Here is a 22,841-nt window from a genome sequence, read left to right on the forward strand (position 1 = left end):
CCCGGGACACAATGGCGGGGCGGTGGCAAATGCCAGGCAGGCAAACCAGGGTCACAACCATCGAAAGGCAGAATAATGGAACTGAAACAACGCGCTTCGGCAATCACGATTCCCTCCGCGGGTTATGGAACCGGGGGGAGCGATCCCGAGATCGAGGTTCTACCCAACGGTAATATCGTCGTGGTCTGGTCGGAGATACTTGGCCAGCCGACAGACCAGTTCGAGGATACCGATGGTGCGGTATTCCTGCGGGTCCTGGACAGCAACGGGTCGCCGATCAGCGAGATCATTCAGGTCAATGACGAGGCCGCGTTCCTCCAGGATCGGCCACAGGTGCTTGCGCTGTCCAATGGCGGCTTCGCGGTGGGTTTCACCCATACGGCACGATATGGCGATCACCCAATGGACCAGGACGTTTTTGTCAGGTTCTATCAGGCCGATGGAACCGCGATTGCGAATTTCGACATCGATGTGGTCGAGGACACCCCGTCAGGGCTGTTCGGGGATGCGAGCGAGATGCAGGTGCTGCATCGCATGGTCGAACTGAGCGGCAACCGCTTTGCGGTCATCCTCAAGGGACCGGCCTCGGCATCGGGGACGGACGCGGATAGCGGGACCTACATCTATGATACCGGTGGGTTGTCGCGTGGGAGCCTGTCCGATGACGTCGATGACATGGTGCAGCTGAGCAACGGCAACATCCTGCGTGCCACTACATACGTGTCGCCGGATGACCCGGACAGGGACTATATTCGCCTGATTCTGAGCGACGATCGGTTTGAGGGGCCGGATGGGCTTATGGGGGTCTACGAACCGCTGCCCTTTTTCATCGACGCGGCGCCGGGCCGGGGGCTGGCCGGGAACACTCTTGAACTTGCGGCATTGGGGGGCGGTGGTTTCGCGCTTGCCTATGTCGAGGAAAACGGCCCTGGCGCATCGACGCTCAGGCTCAAGCTGTTTTCGGCGCAGGCGATGCAGCAGTTCGCGGCAAGCCCGATCCCGCGTGAAATGAGCTTTGACAGCGATCAGGGCGAGTTCGACATGCTCGCGTTGTCGGGCGGCGGTCTTGCACTGGCGATGGTCGTGGCGGATGCATCGGAGGGAACGCAGGGTATCGAACTCTTGCTGTTTGACGAAGATGGCCGGCCGCAAGGCGACGCGATCACGGTGGGGTTCTCGGATGCAGGGGCGCAGGGCATGCCATCGCTCACGGAACTGCCGGACGGCACCATCGCGCTGGCCTATACCGATGAAGGGACGGCAAGCGGCAACCCGCTTCAGCTTGCGTTTTTCGACGTCAGCGAACCGCGCGCGCATCTCGCCGGGACCGCGCAGGCCGATCAGCTTGGCGGGTTGGCGGGGGCCGACCGGATCCTCGGGCTGGCGGGCGATGACACCATCAACGGGCGCGCGGGCAACGACATTCTGCGTGGCGACGAGGGCGCGGATACGCTCTATGGCCGTGCGGGGCACGATACGCTGCGCGCTGGAGCCGGCGATGACTTGCTGAAAGGCGGCAAGGGCAATGACGGCATCAGCGGCGATGCCGGTGCCGACCGGCTTTATGGCGAGGCGGGGCGCGACATCCTTGGCGGCGGCGGCGGCAACGATCTGTTGTCAGGGGGCAGCGGCAACGATGTGCTCAAGGGCGGCGGCGGCACCGACACCCTGATCGGCGGGTCCGGGCTTGATACATTTGTCTTTGTCAACGGCCATGGCGGGCAGGATACGATCACCGATTTTTCCGCAGATCTTGACAGGATCCAGATCGAGCTGCGCGGTGCCGATGCCTCGGATCTGCTGGTCCGGTCAGGCGGGGGAGACACCACGATCCAACTTGATACGGTGGATGTGGTATTGTCCGGCGTGATACTGGAGGAATCCGACATCACGTTCCAGTTCATTTGATGATTGCCGCGGGTGGCAAAGCGGCCCGGACAGGAAATGCAATGCGCGCGCCCCGATCATGTGGGCGCGCGCGGTTTGTTTGTCAGCCGATGATGGCGTTCAGGGTCGCACTGGGGCGCATCACGTTGGCCAGCTTGTCGGGAGCGGCCTTGAAATAGCCACCGATATCCGCCGCGTTGCCCTGAACCGCGGTGAGCTCTGCCACGATTGCCGATTCGCCATCTGCCAGCGCCTGCGCCACCGGGGCGAACCGGGCGGCAAGCTCGGCGTCCTCGGTCTGCGCCGCAAGCGCCTCGGCCCAATAGCGCGCGAACCAGTAATGGCTGTCGCGGTTGTCGGGCTGGCCGACCTTGCGGCTGGGGCTGCGGTCGTGATCCAGGATGCCCTGCGTCGCCGCATCAACCGCCTTGCCCAACACGGCGGCCTTGGCATTGTTCTTGCGCTCGGCGAGGAACGAGATGCTCTCGCCCAGGGCGCAGAACTCGCCCAGGCTGTCCCAGCGAAGGTGGTTTTCCTCGACCAGCTGCTGCACATGCTTGGGGGCCGAGCCGCCGGCACCGGTTTCAAACAACCCGCCACCCTGCATCAGCTTGACGATCGACAGCATCTTGGCCGAGGTGCCCAATTCGAGGATCGGGAACAGGTCGGTCAGATAATCGCGCAGCACGTTGCCGGTGATGGCGATGCTGTCCTCGCCCTTGCGGATCGTTTCCAGCGTCAGGCGGGTGGCCTCGCGCGGGGCGAGGATCTGGAACTTGTCGGTCACGCCCTTGGCGTCGAGGATGGGTTTGACCTTGCCGATCAGCACCGCGTCATGCGCCCGGTTGGCATCCAGCCAGAAAATCGCCTGCGCCCCGGTTGCGGCCTGCCGGTCAATCGCCAGTTGCACCCAGTCTTCGATCGGCGCCTGTTTCGCGGTGGACGAGCGCCAGATATCGCCGGCCTCGACCTCATGCGTGTGCAGCACGTCGCCATTTGCCGCGATCATGCGGATGGTGCCCGCCGCCGGGATTTCGAACGTCGTGGGGTGCGAGCCGTATTCCTCGGCCTTTTGCGCCATCAGGCCGACATTCTGCACCGTGCCCGAGGTGGCAACGTCCAGCGCACCGGTCTCCTTGAAATAGCTGATGGTCTCGTCATAGACCGAGGCATAGCAACGGTCGGGGATCACGCATTTGGTGTCGGCCTCGTTGCCATCCGGGCCCCAGCCCTTGCCGCCCGCGCGGATCACCGCGGGCATCGAGGCGTCGATGATCACGTCCGAAGGCACGTGCAGGTTGGTGATGCCCCTGTCGGAATTCACCATGTACATCGGCGGTTGCGCCGCCAGCGCCGCCGCGAGATCGGCCTTGAGCGCGTCATTGTCGGCAATCCGGGCCTCGATGTCGCCAATGCCCGAATTGGGGTTCACGCCCAGGGCGTCAAGCGCGTCGCCATGCTTGGCGAAGAACTCTTCGAGATAGACCGAAACGGCGTGGCCAAAGATGATCGGGTCGGACACTTTCATCATCGTCGCTTTCATGTGCAACGAGAACAAGACGCCCGGCTCCATGCTGGAGATTTCACCCTTCAGAAAGCTGCGCAGGGCGGCAGCCGACATGAAGGTGGCATCGACCACTGTGCCTTGGTCAAGCTTGACGCCTTCCTTGAGAGTGGTCTCACTGCCATCCGCGCCGGTCAGCACGATCTTGGCGGCGCCTGCTTGCGCCGCGCTGACCGTGGCCGAGGTTTCGTTGGCATAGAAATCGTTGCCGGGCATCGATGCGACCTGCGTCTTGCTGTCGGCACTCCATGCGCCCATGCGGTGCGGGTTGGCCTTGGCATAGTTCTTGACCGCCTTGGCCGCGCGCCGGTCCGAGTTGCCTTCACGTAGCACCGGATTCACCGCCGAGCCCTTGATCGCGTCATAACGCGCGCGAACGTCCTTTTCGGTGTCGTTTGCGGGTTCTTCGGGATAGTCGGGCAGCGCATAGCCCTTGGATTGCAATTCGCTGATTGCCGCCACCAGCTGCGGCACCGATGCCGAGATATTGGGTAGCTTGATCACGTTGGCGTCGGGGGTCTTGACCCATTCGCCCAGGGCGGCAAGGTCGTCATTCTGTTTCTGATCGTCGCTCAGGTAATCCGGAAAGGCCGAGATGATCCGGCCCGCCAGCGAGATGTCGCGGGTGTCGACCGTGATATCGGCGGCATTGGCAAAAAAGCGCACGATCGGAAGCAACGACGCGCTTGCCAGTTCCGGCGCTTCATCGACGGTTGTATAGACAATATCGGTATCAGAGAGGTCTGCCATAGGGTCTGCCTTTCGGGCCTTGGGTCAATTTCACGGGCGATATAACCGATCCCTGCAGCATCTTAAAGTCCTGTATGCCATGGTATACCGATTTGTCGCAGGAAAGCCTGTCAGTCTGGCGCGGTGGCTGCTTTTTCATGGAAATTGTAGCGCGACTGTAGCGCGACACTTATTTTTTCATAGATTGACAGAGAAACTTTCAGCAAACGGTTTTCGGGATCGGGGCGAGTCTTGGGGGTGAGTTTGAGGTTTTGCGCGCGACTCGACAAGGGGGTTTCAACGGGCGTTTGAAACGTGGGTTAAAGGTGCCTTCTTCAGCGTCGATCATATCGGCATCCTGGGCTATTTGGCATGTCTGATCTTGCGGCGTAGGTATATCATGCAGTCGTAAGCTATTGAGGGTTCGACGCCTTCCTCGATCAGTGTTTAGAGGGCCGCCAAAACCGTAGGATTGGCGAGGGCGCTAGCCATCTCAAAATCGCGCTTCGCTCGCACCCGCTTGGCAGTTTCGTCATCAAGAAGTGGCATCGGTTTCTCCGGTGATTGAAGTGTGGGTTAAAGGTGCCGGTTCGGGAATGGGAAGCGGCGTTTCAGCTTGGTGGTGGCGTCGGGGGTGATGGACCAGCCGATGCCACGATGGGTCCGGATCGCGGCGGCGAGGTCCAGGGGTTTCATGGCCTGGCGCAGGTGGTGGATGTAGACCGGGATCAGGCGCTCGGGTGTGCCCTCGCTGCCTTGCGCCTCGAGCGCGATGGCGATCGTGTTGGTCTGCACGATGATGCCCGGCCGGGCCAGCAGCGCGCAGAGCAGCACCGAAACGCCCGGCCATATCCCGAGCGCGCCGCACCAATGGTCGCGCAGCGCGGCATCGTCGCCCAGCACGTCCGACAACATGTCGAGCGCCGCCGCGAGGCGCTCTTCGGTTGGCAATTCCAGGATCGCCGTGCGCCAATGCGGTGTGACCTGCGCGGCGGGGCGGGATGCGGCGCAGCGCCGGGGCATGGGTCAGCGGTTCCGCACCAGGAGCGCGACCGACCGGTCGAGACGGCGTCCGCCCAGCGTGGTGACGCGGTTGGTGACCTGGTAGACCGTGCCATGCGTTCCGCCGCTCAGCCAGAGCGTGGTGACGTCCCCCGCCACGGCGCTGTCACCGGCGACAAGGCCCTCGGGGACGATCCACTCCGATGCCTGGATGGTGTCGCCGGCCAGCAGGTTGCTCCAGTCGATCGCGTAGTCGGCGTTGTCGTCGGGGTCTTTGGCGTGGCTCCAGTGCATCTGTCGGCTCCTATGCGGTGATGATCCGGCGCTCGGCCGGCAGGGTCGCGAGGCGGGGTTCGGGCGGCAGCACGACCACACGGCCGGGATGTGGCGGGGCCATGGGGTCAACGCCGCCCAGGATGGTGAACATCGGCAACAGAACGCTGGCGCTGCCGGTGATCGTGACGGGGAGGTTGCCGCTCCCCAAGACCGTGACAAAGGGCAGGGTGATCCCGCCTTGCGCGTCGCCCGATACCACGCCCGATCCGCCCAGAACCGGCACGGCAAGCGCGACGCTGCCGGGTCCGCCGATCGGCCCGGTGACCGCTCCCGAACCGGTCAGGGCGGGGGCAGGGGCGTGAACCGCCGCGATGCCAATCTGCTGAACCGCGCCGAAACCGGCGCGCTCAGTGCGATCGATCCTGCTGCAATTCCGGCGATGCCGCCGTTCCCTGACAGAACCGGTGTGGGAAGTGACGCTGAGGAGGTGACGGAGAGGAGGAACCTGCCGTCCCCCGCGATCGTGACAACGGGCAACGCGGGGCTGCCTGCGGCGATCTGAGCAACGCTGCCTGCGCCCGCCAACACCGGTGCGGGCAGCGACAGCGCGCCCGCGCCGATCTGGCCGGTTGCACCAAGACCCTCTGGCCGGGGGGCGGGAAGCGCCAGCGATCCGTCGGCGGCGAGGGCGATGACGGCGGCCCCCGCGAGGTCGGGCAGGGGCGGCGCGATGGCCCCGGTGGCGGGCAGGCCACTCGCCGCCGCACCGGTCGGGGCGGGCAGGGGCAGCGCAAACGCCCCCTGGCCGGCAAGTGTGACCGCCGCATGTCCGGTCGTGGCGAGGTTCGGGGCCGGCGGGGCGATGGCCCCGTCGCCGCCCATGCCGATGACCCCGCCGCCCGCAACATCCGCGAGCGGGCTCGTCAGCCCTCCGGTGCCGGAAAACCCGCCGGCGGTCGGGGTCGCAACCCGCAGGATGACCGTGCCGTTGCCGCCGCGACCGCCGTCGCCGAACGTGCCATGCGCGGTTCCGCCGCCACCGAACCCGTCCGTCGCATCCAGCCCGGTGTCCGCGGTGTCACCGCCATCGCCGCCGGTGCCATAGTCAAAGGATGTGCCGTTGATCGCCGAGGTGAGGCCCGCGCCGCCGCTGCCGCCGGTTGCGGCTCCGGCCGCACCGCCGCCGCCCTCGTAATCGCCCGCGAAACCGGCACCATCAAGTCCGCCCGCGCCGGTTCCGCCCGCGCCGGAATTGGCCCCGCCGCCACCGCCGGTTCCACCGTCGCGCCCGTCATTCAGGGAGGTGTCGCCAAAGTCGAGGCCACGCCCGCCGCCGCCGCCGCCCGCGACCGGGGCGGGCGCGGCGGTTCCGCTGATCGAGGATGCGCCGCCATTGCCGCCGGGGTCGGAGAAGTCAGCGCCAGAGCGGGGCCCGCCGGAGCCGCCCGAGCCGATGGCCAGGGCGTAGGTGGAGGCCGTCGCGACAAAGGTCCCGCTTGCGGCCTGGCCGCCGCCGCCACCGCCGCCGCCCCGGGCGAATTCGCTGCCGCCAGCCCCGCCGCCGCCGGCGACGATCAGGAAGTCGACATCGCCCGCGGATGCGAAGGTGATCGAGGAGCAGTCGGTATAGACATCATAGTCGGTGCCGCCGATGTTGACGGTGGTGCGGGACCCACCGACATGCGAGCCGACGACGGCATAGGGCATCGGTCAGGCCCCGGCGGCTTCGAACGCGGCGACCAGGTTGGCGAGTTCGGTTGACGTGCGAATGCCCGAAGCCTCGGCAGCCGTCAGGGTGCCGATGGTGGCGATATGCCGGCTGTCGATGCCATTGTCCGAACGCACCGGCAGCGAGATCAGCCTGGCGGCGGGGAGGGCGCGCAGCTGGGTCTGCAGCATGGTGTTCCAGGCGGCGGCCGCGGTCTCGATCGTTGCGGCGTTGTCCTGGTAGGTTTCCAGGCTTTCCGGCCCGTCGATCGTCGCCATGAACTGTGCCGCCAGGGCCGGGTTCTTGCCGCCCTCGGCGAGCGCGGCATAGGTTGCCGCCTTGGCGCTGGCGAGACCGTTCTGCACGGCGTGCAGCGCCGCCATCGGCAGATCGCCGGAAGTGTCGCGCACGAACCGCAAGGCATCCGCCGCGGGAGCTTCAAATCAGGCGTTGGGTATCGCGGACCTCGCCCAGGAAGGTGATCTGCTGACTTGGCGATTGCACGCCCTTGCCCGACGAGGACACCCCAAATCCGGAATTTGACCTCGCCGAAAAACAGCCGCTTGGAGCCGTGCGTCGCGGCCAACAGGCCGCCCGATGCCGCTCAACCCCATCGTCGCCGGACACCAAAACCAATCGCCGGCGCGCTCAGGTCGTCATTGCTCAGCCGTTGCCATTGCCTGCGAACCGGGCCGCATCCGCCGCCGCGCGCCGGATGGCGTTGGATTTGTGAACCGTTTCCTGGTACTCGGCCTCGGGATCGCTGTCATAGACAACACCGCCGCCCGCCTGGATATACAGCTTGCGGTCCTGCACCACGGCGGTGCGCAGCGCGATGCACATGTCCATGTCGCCACCGGCCGAGAAATACCCGACACCACCGCCATAGACGCCGCGCTTTTCCGGTTCCAGCTCGTCGATGATCTCCATCGCCCGTACCTTGGGCGCGCCGCTGACGGTGCCTGCGGGCATCCCGGCAAAAAACGCGTCCAGCGCGTCCTTGTTCTCATCAAGCTCGCCAACCACGTTGCTGACGATATGCATGACGTGGGAATAGCGCTCGATGATGAATTGCTCGGTCGGGCGCACGGTGCCGATGCGCGCCACGCGGCCGGTGTCATTGCGCCCGAGATCGAGCAGCATCAGGTGCTCGGCCAATTCCTTCTTGTCTGCCAGCAACTCGGCCTCGAGCGCGCGATCCTCTTCCGGTGTCGCGCCGCGCGGACGGGTGCCGGCGATCGGTCGAATCGTCACTTCCTTGCCAAAGACCCGCACGAGGATCTCCGGCGAGGCTCCGATCACCTGAAAGCCGCCAAAGTTGAAATAGAACATGAAGGGCGACGGGTTGGTGCGCCGCAGGCTGCGGTAGAGCGCAAACGGAGGCAGGGGAAATTCCTGTGTCCAGCGCTGTGACGGGACAACCTGGAAAATATCGCCCGCGCGAATGTACTCCTTGGCGGTTTCGACCGCCGCGCGATAGGCTTCGGGACTGAAATTGCTGACCGGCGGGGCGATTTCGGCGGCATCGCCCAGATCGCGGGTTTCCGCCGGCATCGCCCGTTCCAGGTCGCGCACCGCGTCCATGACCCGTTCGGCGGCCTGGGCATAGGCGGCGCGCGCGGTCTGTCCCTCGCTGACCCAGGCGGGCGAAACCACGGTGACTTCGCCCTTGACCCCGTCCAGAACCGCCACGACCGACGGGCGCATCATCACCGCATCAGGGAGCCCCATCGGGTCGGGGGGCACGTCGGGCAGGCGTTCGACCAGCCGCACCATGTCATAGCCAAGATAGCCAAACAGCCCGGCCGCCGCCTGTGGCAGGTCATCGGGCAGCGCGATATGGCTCTCCGAAATCAGCGCGCGCAGGTTGTCCATGGGGTCGCCCGGCTGCGGCTCGAACGCGTCGGGATCAAACCGCGCCGAGCGGTTCAATTCGCTTTCGGTTCCCCGGCACCGCCAGATCAGGTCGGGTTTCATGCCAATGATCGAATAGCGGCCACGCACCTCGCCGCCGGTCACCGATTCAAGCATGAAAGCGTCCTTTTGTGCCCCTGTCAGCCTGAGCATCAATGACACCGGCGTATCCAGATCGGCGGCCAGCCGTGTATAGACAACCTGGTTTTCCCCGGCCTCATGGGCGCGGGCAAAGCTCTCATAGTCGGGGGTCAGCACGTTCATCAGCCCTTATTGGAAACTGGCCTGCACGGCATTCAGCGCCTGCTGGTCGATCTGGGGTTTGGCGCGCAGGCGGGCGTCGCGCATGAAGGCTTCGAACAGGGCTTCTGCCAGCGCCTGATCCAGCCCGTCGGCAAAGGCCGTCTGCATCGCCGCCAATTCGTCGGTTTCATCCGGCGGCAGGGTTTCGTCAAGCCGCACGATGACCACGCTGCCCGGCCCCGAGATGACCCGCAGTTCGCCCTTGTCCATCTCAAAGACCTGGGTCATGAAATCCGCCGGTGTGCCATCGACAAAGGCGGTGCGGGTCATGCTGTTTTCCACCCGGACGGGCAGGCCGGTGGCCGCGAAATCTCCGGTCTCCTCAAGGCGGGCCGCGATGTCTTCGGCCTGTTCACGCAGCGCCGCCCCGGTTTGCTCGAGCATCCAGGCATCGGCTACCTTCGGCCGTGCCGAGGCAAAGGGTTCCGGGCGCACCGCGAGCACCTCTTCCAGACGCTGGGCAAAAATCGCACCGTCTTCGGTAAAGTCGATCTCGGGGAAATCATCCTGCGTCACGGCGGCTGCGGCGGCGCGGAATTCTTCATATGCGGCAATGCCTTCATGGGCGTCGCTGGTCCAGTTCACGGTACCAAGCTCCATGTCGGTTTCCCCGGCCAGTTCTTCGAGCGTCGCGCCGCCAGCCATCAGGTCGTTGATCTCTTCGGCGCGGGCTTCGATCAGGCGGCGGGCGCGATCCCCGGCAAGCTCGGCGCGCAATTCCTCCTCGGCATCCTCGAACGGGGTCACGCGTGCCGCGAGCGTGCCGTTGATCCGGAACAATGCAGGGCCAAGCGACGACGGCAGGGGGCCGACAACCGAACCGACCTCCGCGGCGAACACATCGTCGGCGGCGTCCCCGAGATCGTCACGCGTGACGTCGCCCAGGTCGATATCGGCCAGAGCAAGGCCGCGTTGTTCGACCAGGGCTTCGAAGGTGGTACCATTGACATCCAGCTGCGCCTTGGCGCTGGATGCGGCGGGTTGATCGGAAAACACCAGCCGCTCGACCAGCCGCCGTTCCGGCACGTCATACTCGGCACTGCGGCTGTCATAAAGATCGCGCAGGGCGGATTCGTCCACCTCGACCTCGTCCAGGATCATCTCGGGCGTCATCAGCACATAGGTCAGCCGCTTGGTTTCCGGCAGCATGAACTCGTCCGGGTGGGCATCGTAATAGCCCTGCAACTGTTCGGGGGTTGGATCGGGGATCGGCGTTTGCAATTGCTCTGCCGACAAGCGTGCCCAGGTGAAACTGCGGCGCGCGGCAATATAGTCAACCATCGTGTCGGTCAGGGTCTGCGGCATCTCGGTGCCCGCCATGATCGCCCCCTGCACGAGCGTGCGGGCGGATTCGGCGCGCAGGTCGTCTTCGAACTCGGTCTCGTTCAGGCCCGCCTGGCTGAGCGCAAAGCGATAGGCCTCGCGGTCAAAGGTGCCATCGATCCCCTGAAAGGCGGGGATCTGAACGATTTCCCTTTGCAGGTTGCCATCGCCGATCGATATGCCCAGCCCGGCCACTTCGTTGTCGATCGATGCCAGCCCGACCAATCGCGACAGCACAACCTGGTCCAGCCCCATGGCACGCACCTGCGACATCGGCAGAGCCTGGCCCGACTGGGCCTCGATGGCGCGGATTTCGCGCTGGAGTTCGCGGGCATAGGCATCAACGCTGATCGATTGATCGCCGGCATAGCCGATGGTCCGGATGGTCCCGCTCAGGTTGGTCGCCCCGAACCCGGCCAGCCCCACGATCAGAAGTGCGAGGATGATCCAGACGAATGTCTTGGACAAACTTTTTGCGCCTGCGGCCATGATGCCTCCCTGCTGGCAGTGATCTGCCTTGAATTTCGCCGCCTTGTCTACGACGCGCGTTCTGGGGGGGCAAGACGGGTTCAGGCGGGCAGGGCCGCCATTCGGTCGAAAAAGGTGGCAATTCCGGCGCGATCGAGGTTGGCAAAGGCAACGCGCAGATGACGGGCCCCGTGGGAATCGCCGGGCGGGGTGAACATGGTGGCGGGCAGGGCCAGAATGCCCGCGGTTTCGACCATGGATTTCGCCAGCGTGTCCGAGGCGCGATCGAACGGATGTTCGAGATAGGCGAAATAGGCCCCCAGACCGCGCAGCTTCCAGCCGCGTTCGGCCAGAACCGGAAAACCGTCGCGGATGGCGTTGCGGCGGGCCAGGATTTCGTCACGCTCGCCGGCCAGCCAGCCGGACAGGTTGCGCATGCCCCAGAGCGCCGCGTGCTGGCCGGTCTGGGTCGGGCAGATGGTGACGGTGTCGAGGAATTTCTCGATTTCGCCCAGCAACTCGGCAGAGGTCGCAAGCGCGCCGACGCGGTGGCCGGTCAGGCGGTAGGCCTTGGAAAAGGAGTAAAGATGCACCAGCGTGCGGTGCCAGTCCGGATCGGTGAAAAGATCATGCGGCGCCCCGTCGCGACTATCGAAATCGCGATAGGTTTCATCGACGATGAGCCGGATCCCGCGTGATCTGGCCAGATCGCAGAACGCCCGCAGCAGCCCGGAAGGATATTCCGCCCCGGTGGGATTGTTCGGCGTGACCAGCACGATGGCGCGGGTGCGTTCGGTGATCAGCGCCGCGGCCTGCTCGGGATCGGGCAGCATGTCACCCTGCACCGGCAGCGGCACGGCCCGGACACCAGACATGTCAAGCCACATTTTGTGGTTGAAATACCAAGGGGTTGGCACGATAACTTCATCTCCCTGATCGGTCAGGGTGGCGATGGTCGCGGCAAAGGCCTGGTTGCAGCCAGAGGTGATCGCAACCTGGTCCTGGGTAATCCGGCCGCCATATTTGGCGCTGCATTGCGCGGCGAGCTCCTCGCGCAGCGCCGGCAGCCCGAGCACCGGCCCGTAGAGGTGGATCGCATCATTGTGCATCACCATATCGGCAAGCGCCTGGCGCAATTCCTGCGGTGGCGGCGCGACCGGCGCGGCCTGAGACACCAGCATAAGCGGACGGTCCGCCGGGTGCTCGATCCCCTTGAGCCAGCCAAAGGTCTCGACGATGGGAGAGGCAAAGGTGGATCGCGTGCGCGTCATGGCAGGCCCCGGAAACGGTGAATCGTGCACTTAGTCCTTGCCCCGGTAGGGCTCGACATATTGCAGGGCCATGTCCCACGGAAAGAAAATCCAGGTGTCCTGGCTGACTTCGGTGATGAAGGTGTCCACCTGCGGGCGCCCCTTGGGCTTGGCATAGACGGTGGCGAAATGGGCCTTGGGGAACATCTTGCGCACCACTTCAAGCGTCTTGCCGCTGTCAACCAGGTCATCGACGATCAGGATGCCGGTGCCGTCACCCATCATCCCGGTATCGGGGGCCTTGAGCACCTTGGCCTCGGATTGTTTCTGGTGGTCGTAGGACTTGATGCTGATGGTGTCGACGGTGCGGATATCGAGCTCGCGCGCCACGATCATTGCAGGGGCCATGCCGCCACGGGTGATCGCCACAACCGCCCGCCAGCCGCCTTCATCGGGGCCGTGACCGTCCAGTCGCCAGGCCAGCGCGCGGCTGTCGCGGTGAATCTGGTCCCAGCTGATGTGAAAGCCTTTCTCATGGGGCAGGCGGTTGTCGGTCATGTGATCTCTCCTCGTCTGTGCCGCCTTAGCGCAAGCGCGGGGTCGGCGAAAGCCCGATCGCGCCCTATCCGCGCGACAACAGCAGCCGCAGGCCAAGCGCACCGAGAACGGCGGCGGCGATCCTGTCCAGAACCGGTTTCAGGCCCAGATAGCGACGCCGTATCACCGCGGTCGACAGCAGCACCGCCAGCAAGGGCTGTACGGTCAGTTCGACGACCAGGTGGTTGAAGAAAATAAAGGTCTTTTCGGCAACGTTCAGATCGGATGGAAAGATCACCAGCAACACGGCGGCGGCGAACATCACCGATTTGGGATTGCCCAGATTGATCAGCGCCCCTTGCAGGAACATGCGCCGTCCCGAAGGCGCGGCCACCTCGTCCAATGGCTCGCGGGCGCTGCGCCACGTGGTCCACGCGATATAAAGCAGATAGCCCGCGCCCAGCAGCTTGAACGCGCCATAGGCCCAGGGGAACAGGGTAAACAGCCCCTCAAGACCCAGCAGCGCCATCAATGTCCAGAGCGCGGCCATGACCGCGAGCCCGCAGGCGGCGGCGACACCGGCGCGCCTGCCATGCGCCATCGAACTGCGCGTCAGGAAGAGCAGGGAGGGACCGGGGCTTGCAATGGCCGCCAGCAGCGTCAGGTTGAACGCGATGACATGTGCAAGCTCCATCGCGACCTAGCCCTTGGCCATGTCCGGCGCATCGACGGCCTTCATGCCAACCACGTGATAACCCGCATCCACATGCAGGACTTCGCCGGTCGTGCCCGCGCCGAGACCGGACAACAGGTAGAGCGCCGATCCGCCCACATCGTCGATGGTCACGTTGCGGCGCAGGGGAGAGTTATATTCGTTCCACTTCATGATATAGCGGAAATCGCCGATGCCGCTGGCGGCCAGGGTCTTGATCGGCCCGGCCGAAATGGCATTGACCCGAATCCCGTCCTTGCCCAGATCCTCGGCCAGATAGCGCACGGATGCTTCGAGCGCCGCCTTGGCAACGCCCATCACGTTGTAATGGGGCATGACACGTTCCGCGCCGTAATAGGTCAGGGTCAGGCAGGAGCCGCCCTCGGTCATCATCTTTTCGGCGCGGCGCACCACGGCGGTGAAGGAATAGACCGAGATATCCATCGACATCTGGAAATTCGCGCGGCTGGTGTCGACATAGCGGCCACGCAATTCGTTCTTGTCGGAAAAGCCGATGGCGTGAACCACGAAGTCGAGCTTGCCCCACCGTTGCTGCAATTCGTCAAACAGCCCATCGATCGAGGCTTCGTCGCTGACATCGCAGGGCAGCACGATTTCGCTGCCCAGTTGCGCGGCGAGTGGATCAACACGTTTCTTGAGCGCATCGCCCTGGTAGGAAAACGCCAGTTCCGCCCCGGCATCGGACAGCGCCCTGGCAATGCCCCAGGCGATCGACTTGTCGTTCGCGAGGCCCATGATAAGACCCCGTTTGCCGGCCATTAGCTGATTTGACATTTTTTTCTCCGACCAAAGCGTTTTGTGGGCTTGACCTTTAGGCCATTGATCTGACTGCTTCAAGGGCCGGAGAGCCGTCATATGCGGCACATGGGCGATCGATGCAGAGAGGATACGATGGCGGAACGGGACGGGATATTCGCGGGTGACGACCCGTTTGCAATCGTGCGGCGCTGGCTGGCCGAAGCCGAGGCGGTCGAGCCCAACGATCCGAATGCTATTGCACTGAGCACGGTGGACGCGGACGGGTTGCCCAATGCGCGGATGGTGCTGCTCAAGGATATCGAACCGGCGGCCTTCGTGTTTTATACCAACTATGAAAGCCAGAAGGCGCGCGAGCTTGACGGGGCTGGAAAGGCGGCCTTCGTGATGCACTGGAAGTCCCTGCGCCGTCAGGTGCGGGTACGCGGCACGATCAGCCGGGAAGACGGCGCACAGGCGGATGCCTATTTCGCCTCGCGCTCGCTCAAGAGCCGTCTTGGTGCCTGGGCCTCGCGGCAATCGCAGCCGCTCGGCAGCCGGGCGGCCTTGATGGCCGAGGTTGCCAAGGTCACGGCACAGCAGGGAACAAACCCGGCACGGCCGCCGTTCTGGGGCGGCTATCGCCTGGTTCCGAGCCATATCGAATTCTGGGCGGATGGGGCATTTCGATTGCATGACCGCTTCCTCTGGCAACGCCAGGATGAGGGCCCGGAATGGCGGATTCAGCGACTCAGTCCGTGACATTCACGTCACGCGAAATGCAACTGTCTGTTAAGACTTCTTAATTTCTTCTTGAAATTGGTGCTTAAACTTGTCCACTACTTCGTGTAACAATGGGGCAACAATCATCGTGGTGGTTAATTTGTGGCGGACGATCTGAATAGCATGTACCACGTGCGCGGTCAGGTGAAGTGGTTCGATCCCGTCAAGGGGTTTGGCTTCGTCGTAAGTGACGAGGGCGGGCCCGATATATTGCTGCACGTGAACGTTCTGCGCAATTTCGGACAGAGTTCGGTCGCCGACGGGGCGGGCATTGAAGTCGTGACTCATCGAACCGATCGCGGTGTTCAGGCGGTCGAGATCGTCAGCATCACACCGCCGGTGCGCGACGAGGTGCCGGTGCTGACCGATTTCGCGACGCTGGATTCCGATGTCATCCACAATGCGCCGCTGGAACCGGCGCGGGTCAAGTGGTTTGACAAGTCCAAGGGGTTCGGTTTTGCCAATGTGTTCGGCCGTCCGGAAGATGTCTTTCTGCATATCGAGGTCCTGCGCCAGTCGGGCCTGGCCGACCTGCAACCCGGAGAGGCCCTGGCGATGCGGGTGATCGAGGGCAAGCGCGGGCGCATGGCCGCCGAGGTGATGGCCTGGGAAATGGCCGTATCCGCTTCCGACAACTGACATGATGCGCGCAGTTGCGGTATTTGGGGCGCTGGCCTGGGGGACGGTCGTGGCCGCCGATTCCTGCCGTGAGGATCACGTGCGGATGCGTGGCCCCTGGGGCGAGGCGGCATTCGCGGTGGAAGTGGTCGACACGCCCAGAACCCGTGCTCAGGGCCTGATGTTTCGCGAGTCGCTGCCACGCGGGGCGGGCATGCTGTTTGTCTATGAGGCACCGCGCCCCGCGAGTTTCTGGATGAAGAATACGCTGATCCCGCTGGACATGATCTTTGTCGATCAGACCGGCACCGTGAAACACGTGCATCACCGCGCGATTCCCGGTGATCTGACATCGATCGAGGGCGGAGCGGGTATTCTTGCGGTGCTAGAAATCAATGGCGGTCTGGCCAGAAGCTATGGTATCAAGCCCGGCTCGCAGATGCAGCACCCGGCATTTGCCGATGGTCCGGCGATCTGGCCCTGCTAGTGCTGTTTCGGGGATGTCTCGCAGCGAACGACTTGGCTGGTGCGTCGGACACGCGGATTTATCGGCGAATGGGTGAAGCCGCCTGGCCGGGAAACGCATTAGGGCTTTTCAAATCGGATTTGCTTGGCTAGAGAGGCGCACGGTCCGGGGCGTGGCGCAGTCTGGTAGCGCACCTGTTTTGGGTACAGGGGGTCGTGAGTTCGAATCTCGCCGCCCCGACCATTTTCGAATGCGGACCAGGCCTGTGGGCCTGGCATGTCATTCGAGTGCTGAGGGGCGCTGCCCCTCAGACTCCCCGGAGTATTTTTACAAAGATGAAATGGGGCGTCAGGGCTCTGGTGTTCCGCCGGAGCGGCGGTAGAGCGCGTTGACGACGCGGTTGAGCCGGGGATCCTGTTGCTTGACCTTGAGCGGGGGGCCGGATTTTTGCGGCACGTTCAGGTAGACGTCGTTTTCCACCAGGTATCCCTGGGCGTCCTCTCGGGTTTGAAACCGGATCACCAGTTGAGGCAGGTCGCCGGCGATACCATCATAGGTCAGGATGATCGCGGCGGTGGGCTCGGGGGGCAGGTACTCTCGGCATTCGATCGAATCCGGCACAGGGCGCGCGAAGGTCTGGGCGGGCCCCTTGCAGGCCGATTCCAGCGCGGCAACCAGCGAGTCGGGATAGGCGGCGAAGCGGGCCTTGGCGTTGGTTTCCACCACATCTTGTGGTGCGCAGCCCGCAAGCACCACGGACGCGAGCAGTCCGAAAACGGGGAGGAACGGGTGCATCGGGCGGATCTCCGAATGAAACTGTGACCGGAATGCGACTCCGGGGTCCGGGCCGGTCTTCGGTGTATAAGTCGTGGATTTCCTAGTGCCGCGTCGCAGCAAAAGGCAATCCGAATTCTTAACATGACATGTCAAAGCCCATTGAAACAGGCGGAATCCCGCGATGGCTGTGGCAAGCCCCGGAATGCCTTGTGAAATTAACCTTTTGTGGATGAATCGGTCAGCCTGGCGTGGGCGAAATGCGGGGTGGCGGGGTCAACAGAAAAGAGTCGAAAATTCTGGAAAATTTGCGTTGACCATCCATGGGTGGATACGCCAAGTTGTATGGGCCGGCCGCTGAGCCACTAAATCTGGTAGGGAAAACCAGAAGGCTCTGACAAGGTTGGGACGGTAAGGCATCACTGGAACATCTCGGCGCGCACGCCGACATCTCTCTTGGTCAGCAAGAGACCGGGATCGTTTTGCCCCGTGCAACCGGGCACATGAGAGAGCGTCGGTCCGTCCGGCGCGGGCCTGAAATCGGGCTTTGAAGACAGCTGGAAGACAGAGGCAGCGCATATGAAGATTGAACGCAAATTCACCACCGCCGGCCAGGACGCCTATGCCGCGCTTGATTTCATCTCGGCAACGTCGGAGATTCGCAATCCGGACGGGACCACCGTGTTCCGGTTGGAGAATGTCGAGGTGCCGTCGACCTGGAGCCAGGTCGCCAGCGACGTGATCGCGCAGAAATATTTCCGCAAGGCGGGGGTGCCGAGCCGGTTGAAGAAGGTACGCGAAAAGGACGTGCCCGAGTTCCTGTGGCGGTCGGTGCCGGATGGCGATGACGTGGAAATGGGCGGCGAAACCTCGTCCAAGCAGGTGTTCAACCGCCTGGCGGGGGCCTGGGCCTATTGGGGCTGGAAGGGGGGCTATTTCAGCACCGAGGAAGATGCGCGCGCCTATTACGATGAGATGCGGTTCATGCTCGCCACGCAGAAGGCAGCCCCGAACAGTCCGCAATGGTTCAACACCGGCCTGCATTGGGCCTATGGCATCGACGGCCCGGCGCAGGGGCACCATTATGTCGATCACAAGACCGGCAAGCTGACCAAGTCGAAATCCAGCTATGAGCATCCGCAGCCACATGCCTGTTTCATCCAGGGCGTGCAGGATGATCTCGTCAATGACGGCGGCATCATGGACCTTTGGGTGCGCGAGGCGCGGCTGTTCAAATACGGCTCGGGCACGGGCACCAATTTCAGCCACCTGCGGGGCGAGGGCGAAAAGCTGTCGGGCGGTGGCAAGTCCAGCGGTCTGATGGGCTTTCTCAAGATCGGCGACCGGGCGGCGGGCGCGATCAAGTCGGGCGGCACAACCCGGCGCGCGGCCAAGATGGTCATCGTCGATGCGGACCACCCGGATATCGAGGATTTCATCAACTGGAAGGTGCTCGAGGAGCAGAAGGTGGCCAGCATCGTTGCCGGCTCGAAAATGCACGAGAAAAAGCTGAACCGCCTGTTTGATGCGATCCGCGCGTGGGACGGGGCCGAGAACGATGCCTATGACACCGCGAAGAACGCGGCGCTCAAGGATGCGGTGCGCGACGCCAAGCGCAACATGATCCCCGAGACCTATATCAAGCGGGTGCTGGATTACGCACGGCAGGGGCATACCAGCATCGAGTTCCCGACCTATGACACCGATTGGGACTCCGAAGCCTATAACAGCGTGTCGGGGCAGAATTCGAACAATTCGATCCGCGTGACCAATGCCTTTCTGACCGCGATCGAAAAGGATGCGGATTGGCAATTGATCAACCGGGTGGATGGCAGCGTGGCGCGCACCGTACGGGCCCGTGATCTGTGGGAGCAGGTCGGGCATGCCGCCTGGGCCTGTGCCGATCCGGGGATCCAGTACCACGATACGGTGAACGAATGGCACACCTGTCCGGAAGATGGCGAGATCCGCGGGTCGAACCCCTGTTCCGAATACATGTTCCTGGACGACACCGCCTGTAACCTGGCGTCGATGAACCTGCTGACCTTCCTCAAGGATGGCGAATTCCAGGCCGAGGACTACATGCACGCCTCGCGGCTCTGGACCGTGACGCTGGAAATCAGCGTAATGATGGCGCAGTTCCCGTCCCGCGAGATCGCGCAGCTGTCCTATGATTTCCGCACGCTGGGGCTGGGATATGCCAATATCGGCGGGCTGTTGATGAACATGGGCTATAGCTATGACAGCGACGAGGGCCGCGCGCTTTGCGGTGCCCTGACCGCGATCATGACCGGTGTCGCCTATGCCACCAGCGCCGAGATGGCCGGGGAACTGGGACCGTTCGCGGGATATGCGCGCAACAGCGACCATATGCTCCGGGTGATCCGCAACCACCGCAATGCCGCCTATGGCGCCACCGAGGGATACGAGAACCTGTCGGTCCGGCCAGTGCCGCTCGATCATGGCAATTGCCCGGATACGCGGCTGGTCGATCTGGCCAAATCCGCATGGGACGAGGCGCTGAGCCTTGGGCAGAAGCATGGCTATCGCAACGCGCAGGCCACAGTGATCGCACCGACCGGCACGATCGGGCTGGTCATGGATTGCGACACCACGGGCATCGAGCCGGATTTCGCACTGGTCAAGTTCAAGAAGCTGGCCGGGGGCGGCTACTTCAAGATCATCAACCAATCGGTACCCGCGGCGCTGGAAAAGCTGGGCTATGGCTCGGCACAGATCGAGGAAATCGTGTCTTACGCGGTTGGCCATGGCAGCATCGGCAACGCGCCGGCGATCAACCACACCACGCTGGCGGGGCACGGGTTCGGCGCGAACGAACTGGCCAAGGTGGACGCGGCGCTCGAAAGCGCGTTCGACATCCGCTTTGTGTTCAACCAGTGGACGCTGGGCGAAGAGTTCTGTCAGAACGTGCTGGGAATTCCGGCGGACAAGCTCAACGATCCGGGCTTTGACCTGCTGCGCCACCTGGGCTTCAGCCGCAAGGATATCGAGCTGGCGAATGACCACGTCTGCGGCACCATGACACTGGAAGGCGCGCCCTTCCTGCGCGAGGAGCATTACGGCATCTTCGACTGCGCCAACCCCTGTGGCAAGAAAGGCAAGCGCTATCTCTCGGTCAACAGCCACATCACCATGATGGCGGCGGCCCAGAGCTTTATCTCGGGCGCGATCAGCAAGACGATCAACATGCCCAACGATGCCAGTATCGAGGATTGCCAGAAAGCCTATGAACTCAGCTGGTCGCTGGGCATCAAGGCCAACGCGCTCTATCGTGACGGCTCCAAGCTGTCGCAGCCGCTGGCCTCGGCGCTGATCGAAGACGATGACGACGCGGCGGAAACGCTCGAAAGCGGTACGCCGCATGAAAAGGCCGCGGTCATTGCCGAAAAGATCATCGAAAAGGTGGTGGTCAAGGAAATCATCAAATCGCATCGCGAAAAGATGCCGCAACGGCGCAAGGGCTATACGCAAAAGGCAATTGTCGGTGGCCACAAGGTCTATTTGCGGACCGGCGAATACGAAGACGGCAACCTGGGCGAAATCTTTATCGATATGCATAAAGAGGGGGCCGGGTTCCGGGCGATGATGAACAATTTCGCCATCGCGGTTTCGGTGGGCCTGCAATACGGGGTGCCGCTCGAGGAATTCGTCGATGCCTTTACCTTCACCAAGTTCGAACCCGCCGGCATGGTGCAGGGCAATGACAGCATCAAGAACGCAACCTCGATCCTCGACTACGTGTTCCGGGAACTCGCCGTGTCTTACCTCGACCGGACCGATCTGGCGCATGTGAAACCCGAGGGGGCAACCTTTGATGACCTGGGTCGCGGCGAAGAGGAAGGTGTATCCAACGTCAGTGAAATCAGCGAGAGCGCCGCGAGCAAATCGCTGGAAGTGCTCAAGCAGATCAGCTCGACCGGCTATCTGCGCAAGCGCCTGCCGCAGGAACTCGTGGTGTTGCAGGGCGGCGCCAATATGGGGGCCACCGCGCTGAGCGGAGCCGATGCCCAGGCAGCGCTGCAAACCCTGGTGCCCGAGACGGCAACGGCGGTGAACGCCGCGACCACGACAACCGCCATGGCCAGCGGCACCTTATCGCTGGACGCGCGCACCAAGGCCAAGATGCAGGGCTATGAAGGCGAGGCCTGCGGCGAATGCGGCAACTACACGCTGGTGCGCAACGGTACCTGCATGAAATGCAACACCTGTGGCGCGACGAGCGGGTGTAGCTGACCGGGATCGCGCTCCGCGAGGGGCGCGTAGGGGTCGCGGGGCTGCCGACCGGTGGCCGGACCCCGACGAAACAACGAAGCCGGGCGATCGGATGGCCCGCTTCACTCTACCGGGGCAGGACTCCGCAGAAACCCATGGTTTCCGCTCTGTCCTGCTCGGTGAAACCAGGTGGTTTCACCCGAGACAAGGGGCGGGTGCGCTCGCTCCGGACGACGTTCAGGCCGCAGGCAAAAAACACCGGGCGGTAAACTAGATGAGCCTGAACGGCGAAACTCAAACGGGGGTCATACGGCCCCCGTTTTTTCCATTTTGCAAACAGACTGTTTTTCAATTCGCCAAAGAATGCGGCACAAGCGGCGTGACTCAATCAAAAGGAGATATTAACATTCGTTAAATCCCGGAAATGGTTTGCTTCCGGCAATAACCGTTACGCACGAGTGCTATCTTTTCCGCATCCAGTCAAATGAACCTGTCGCGAGGAAAACGCACATGCCATTTACCATCGTCCTGCCTGAGAACACTCATTTTTCGATTTCAGACATACCTGAAATCATTGACTTTATTTCCACGGAAACCGTTCTGGGCACCCGGTTCAGCTCGACACAATTCACCGGCAGCGGCACCTATGAGGACGAAGCCGCGACCTATTCGGCGGTTGGAACCGGCTTTACCACCGCCGTGACACCGGGGGGGCTGACCTATGTGGCGACCGGGGTGATCGAAACCGTACTTGTTATCACGGTGGTCGAATCGATGACGATCGAAGGCGTCGATATCGACATGGCGGCCTTTGCCCCGATTCGTCTCGCGGATCTGTCGGGCAGCGATCCGTTTGCTATCGAGACCTTTATCATGAGCCGGGCCTGGGACATCACGCTTGGAGATCTCGATGACGTGTTTCCCGAAGGGTCGACCATCGGTGACGGGGCCCCGTTCAATACGGTCGGCGACGATGTTTTCAACGGGGGCAGGGGCAATGACGACCTGTTCACCGGGGATGGCAATGACAAGCTTTCCGGGAACCAGGGCAATGACAGGCTGAGCGGTGGCGAGGGCAAGGACAATCTCAAGGGTGGCGACGGCGATGACATCCTGATCGGGGGGATCGGACGCGACCGGCTGTTTGGTCAGAATGGCAATGACCAGCTGGACAGCGGCAAGGGCGATGACGTGCTGCATGGCGGTGCCGGGGATGATGTCTTTGTATTCGCCAACAAATACGGCAACGATTCCGTTCGTGACTTTGACGCGACAAATGACAACGAACAGATCGACCTGAGCGCCGTCACCCGGATCAAGACCTTCAACGACCTGATGAACAATCACATAAGCCAGGTTGGCGCCAATGTGGTGATCGACGACACGGACAAGACCATCATCACGCTTGAGAATGTCAGCCTGGCCGATCTCGACGCCGCCGATTTCCTGTTCTGATCCCGATTCTTTCGACCCGTGTCCCGGTTTGTCCCGGCGGCACGACTCGTCCGGGGGCGTGGCCGGAAACCGCCGAGAACGGG

19 protein-coding genes and 1 tRNA gene are annotated in these 22,841 nt (G+C 63.1%); 7 read left to right on the top strand and 13 right to left on the bottom strand.

The features are described 5' to 3' along the window. Positions 1-75 precede the first annotated feature (75 nt). The gene (locus tag ACP15R_RS11490; RefSeq protein WP_424986546.1) at positions 76-1,908 is read left to right on the top strand and encodes a calcium-binding protein; all 1,833 of its coding nucleotides are present in this window, start codon (positions 76-78) and stop codon (positions 1,906-1,908) included. Between the two features lie 82 nt (positions 1,909-1,990). Here the strand turns inward: ACP15R_RS11490 and ACP15R_RS11495 are convergent, their stop codons facing one another. The 12 genes from ACP15R_RS11495 to fabI form a co-directional block, all read right to left on the bottom strand. Further along, the gene (locus ACP15R_RS11495; protein WP_424986547.1) at positions 1,991-4,201 is read right to left on the bottom strand and encodes an NADP-dependent isocitrate dehydrogenase; all 2,211 of its coding nucleotides are present in this window, start codon (positions 4,199-4,201) and stop codon (positions 1,991-1,993) included. 555 nt (positions 4,202-4,756) lie between these two features. After that, a complete protein-coding gene (locus tag ACP15R_RS11500) occupies positions 4,757-5,203 on the bottom strand; it encodes a helix-turn-helix domain-containing protein (RefSeq protein WP_424986548.1) in 447 nt (148 codons plus the stop codon). A gap of 3 nt (positions 5,204-5,206) precedes the next feature. Next, a complete protein-coding gene (locus ACP15R_RS11505; RefSeq protein ID WP_424986549.1) occupies positions 5,207-5,476 on the bottom strand; it encodes a hypothetical protein in 270 nt (89 codons plus the stop codon). A 10-nt stretch (positions 5,477-5,486) separates the two neighbouring features. Beyond that, entirely contained in the window at positions 5,487-5,741 is a 255-nt protein-coding gene (locus ACP15R_RS11510; protein ID WP_424986550.1) for a hypothetical protein, read from the bottom strand. Positions 5,742-5,797: 56 nt separating this feature from the next. Further along, positions 5,798-7,165 (bottom strand): hypothetical protein, encoded by a 1,368-nt coding sequence (locus ACP15R_RS11515; RefSeq protein ID WP_424986551.1) that lies wholly within the window; start codon positions 7,163-7,165, stop codon positions 5,798-5,800. Positions 7,166-7,168: 3 nt separating this feature from the next. Next, positions 7,169-7,576, bottom strand: a complete 408-nt coding sequence (locus ACP15R_RS11520; RefSeq protein WP_424986552.1) for a hypothetical protein — start codon at positions 7,574-7,576, stop codon at positions 7,169-7,171. Between the two features lie 253 nt (positions 7,577-7,829). Beyond that, on the bottom strand, positions 7,830-9,344 hold the full coding sequence (trpE, locus tag ACP15R_RS11525) for an anthranilate synthase component I (RefSeq protein ID WP_424986553.1): 1,515 nt from the start codon (positions 9,342-9,344) through the stop codon (positions 7,830-7,832). Between the two features lie 6 nt (positions 9,345-9,350). Beyond that, positions 9,351-11,174: a peptidyl-prolyl cis-trans isomerase gene (locus ACP15R_RS11530; RefSeq protein WP_424986554.1), complete on the bottom strand. Its 1,824-nt coding sequence runs from the start codon at positions 11,172-11,174 to the stop codon at positions 9,351-9,353. 101 nt (positions 11,175-11,275) lie between these two features. Then, positions 11,276-12,445, bottom strand: a complete 1,170-nt coding sequence (locus ACP15R_RS11535) for an aminotransferase (RefSeq protein WP_424986555.1) — start codon at positions 12,443-12,445, stop codon at positions 11,276-11,278. 30 nt (positions 12,446-12,475) lie between these two features. After that, on the bottom strand, positions 12,476-12,982 hold the full coding sequence (gene gpt, locus ACP15R_RS11540; protein ID WP_424986556.1) for a xanthine phosphoribosyltransferase: 507 nt from the start codon (positions 12,980-12,982) through the stop codon (positions 12,476-12,478). A 64-nt stretch (positions 12,983-13,046) separates the two neighbouring features. Then, positions 13,047-13,655, bottom strand: a complete 609-nt coding sequence (locus tag ACP15R_RS11545; RefSeq protein WP_424986557.1) for a LysE family translocator — start codon at positions 13,653-13,655, stop codon at positions 13,047-13,049. Positions 13,656-13,661: 6 nt separating this feature from the next. After that, entirely contained in the window at positions 13,662-14,468 is an 807-nt protein-coding gene (fabI, locus tag ACP15R_RS11550; protein ID WP_424986558.1) for an enoyl-ACP reductase FabI, read from the bottom strand. 117 nt (positions 14,469-14,585) lie between these two features. Here fabI and pdxH point away from each other — a divergent pair, with 117 nt between their 5' ends. The 4 genes from pdxH to ACP15R_RS11570 all read left to right on the top strand — a co-directional run bounded on the left by pdxH (position 14,586) and on the right by ACP15R_RS11570 (position 16,539). Continuing rightward, the gene (gene pdxH / locus ACP15R_RS11555; RefSeq protein ID WP_424986559.1) at positions 14,586-15,191 is read left to right on the top strand and encodes a pyridoxamine 5'-phosphate oxidase; all 606 of its coding nucleotides are present in this window, start codon (positions 14,586-14,588) and stop codon (positions 15,189-15,191) included. A gap of 123 nt (positions 15,192-15,314) precedes the next feature. Beyond that, positions 15,315-15,851 carry a cold-shock protein gene (locus ACP15R_RS11560; RefSeq protein WP_424986560.1) on the top strand — a complete coding sequence of 179 codons (537 nt, stop codon included), beginning with the start codon at positions 15,315-15,317 and terminating at the stop codon, positions 15,849-15,851. A 1-nt stretch (position 15,852) separates the two neighbouring features. Further along, positions 15,853-16,317 carry a DUF192 domain-containing protein gene (locus ACP15R_RS11565; protein WP_424986561.1) on the top strand — a complete coding sequence of 155 codons (465 nt, stop codon included), beginning with the start codon at positions 15,853-15,855 and terminating at the stop codon, positions 16,315-16,317. A gap of 145 nt (positions 16,318-16,462) precedes the next feature. Next, positions 16,463-16,539 (top strand) — tRNA-Pro (locus ACP15R_RS11570). A 105-nt stretch (positions 16,540-16,644) separates the two neighbouring features. Here ACP15R_RS11570 and ACP15R_RS11575 read toward each other — a convergent pair. Next, positions 16,645-17,091 carry a hypothetical protein gene (locus ACP15R_RS11575; RefSeq protein WP_424986562.1) on the bottom strand — a complete coding sequence of 149 codons (447 nt, stop codon included), beginning with the start codon at positions 17,089-17,091 and terminating at the stop codon, positions 16,645-16,647. A gap of 558 nt (positions 17,092-17,649) precedes the next feature. On the opposite strand from ACP15R_RS11575, the gene ACP15R_RS11580 reads away from it, so the two are divergent. Both ACP15R_RS11580 and ACP15R_RS11585 read left to right on the top strand, forming a co-directional pair. Further along, positions 17,650-21,324, top strand: a complete 3,675-nt coding sequence (locus ACP15R_RS11580; RefSeq protein ID WP_424986563.1) for a vitamin B12-dependent ribonucleotide reductase — start codon at positions 17,650-17,652, stop codon at positions 21,322-21,324. A 489-nt stretch (positions 21,325-21,813) separates the two neighbouring features. Then, positions 21,814-22,758, top strand: a complete 945-nt coding sequence (locus tag ACP15R_RS11585) for a calcium-binding protein (protein ID WP_424986564.1) — start codon at positions 21,814-21,816, stop codon at positions 22,756-22,758. Positions 22,759-22,841: the final 83 nt, after the last annotated feature.

Source organism: Microbulbifer sp. S227A (assembly GCF_049800935.1).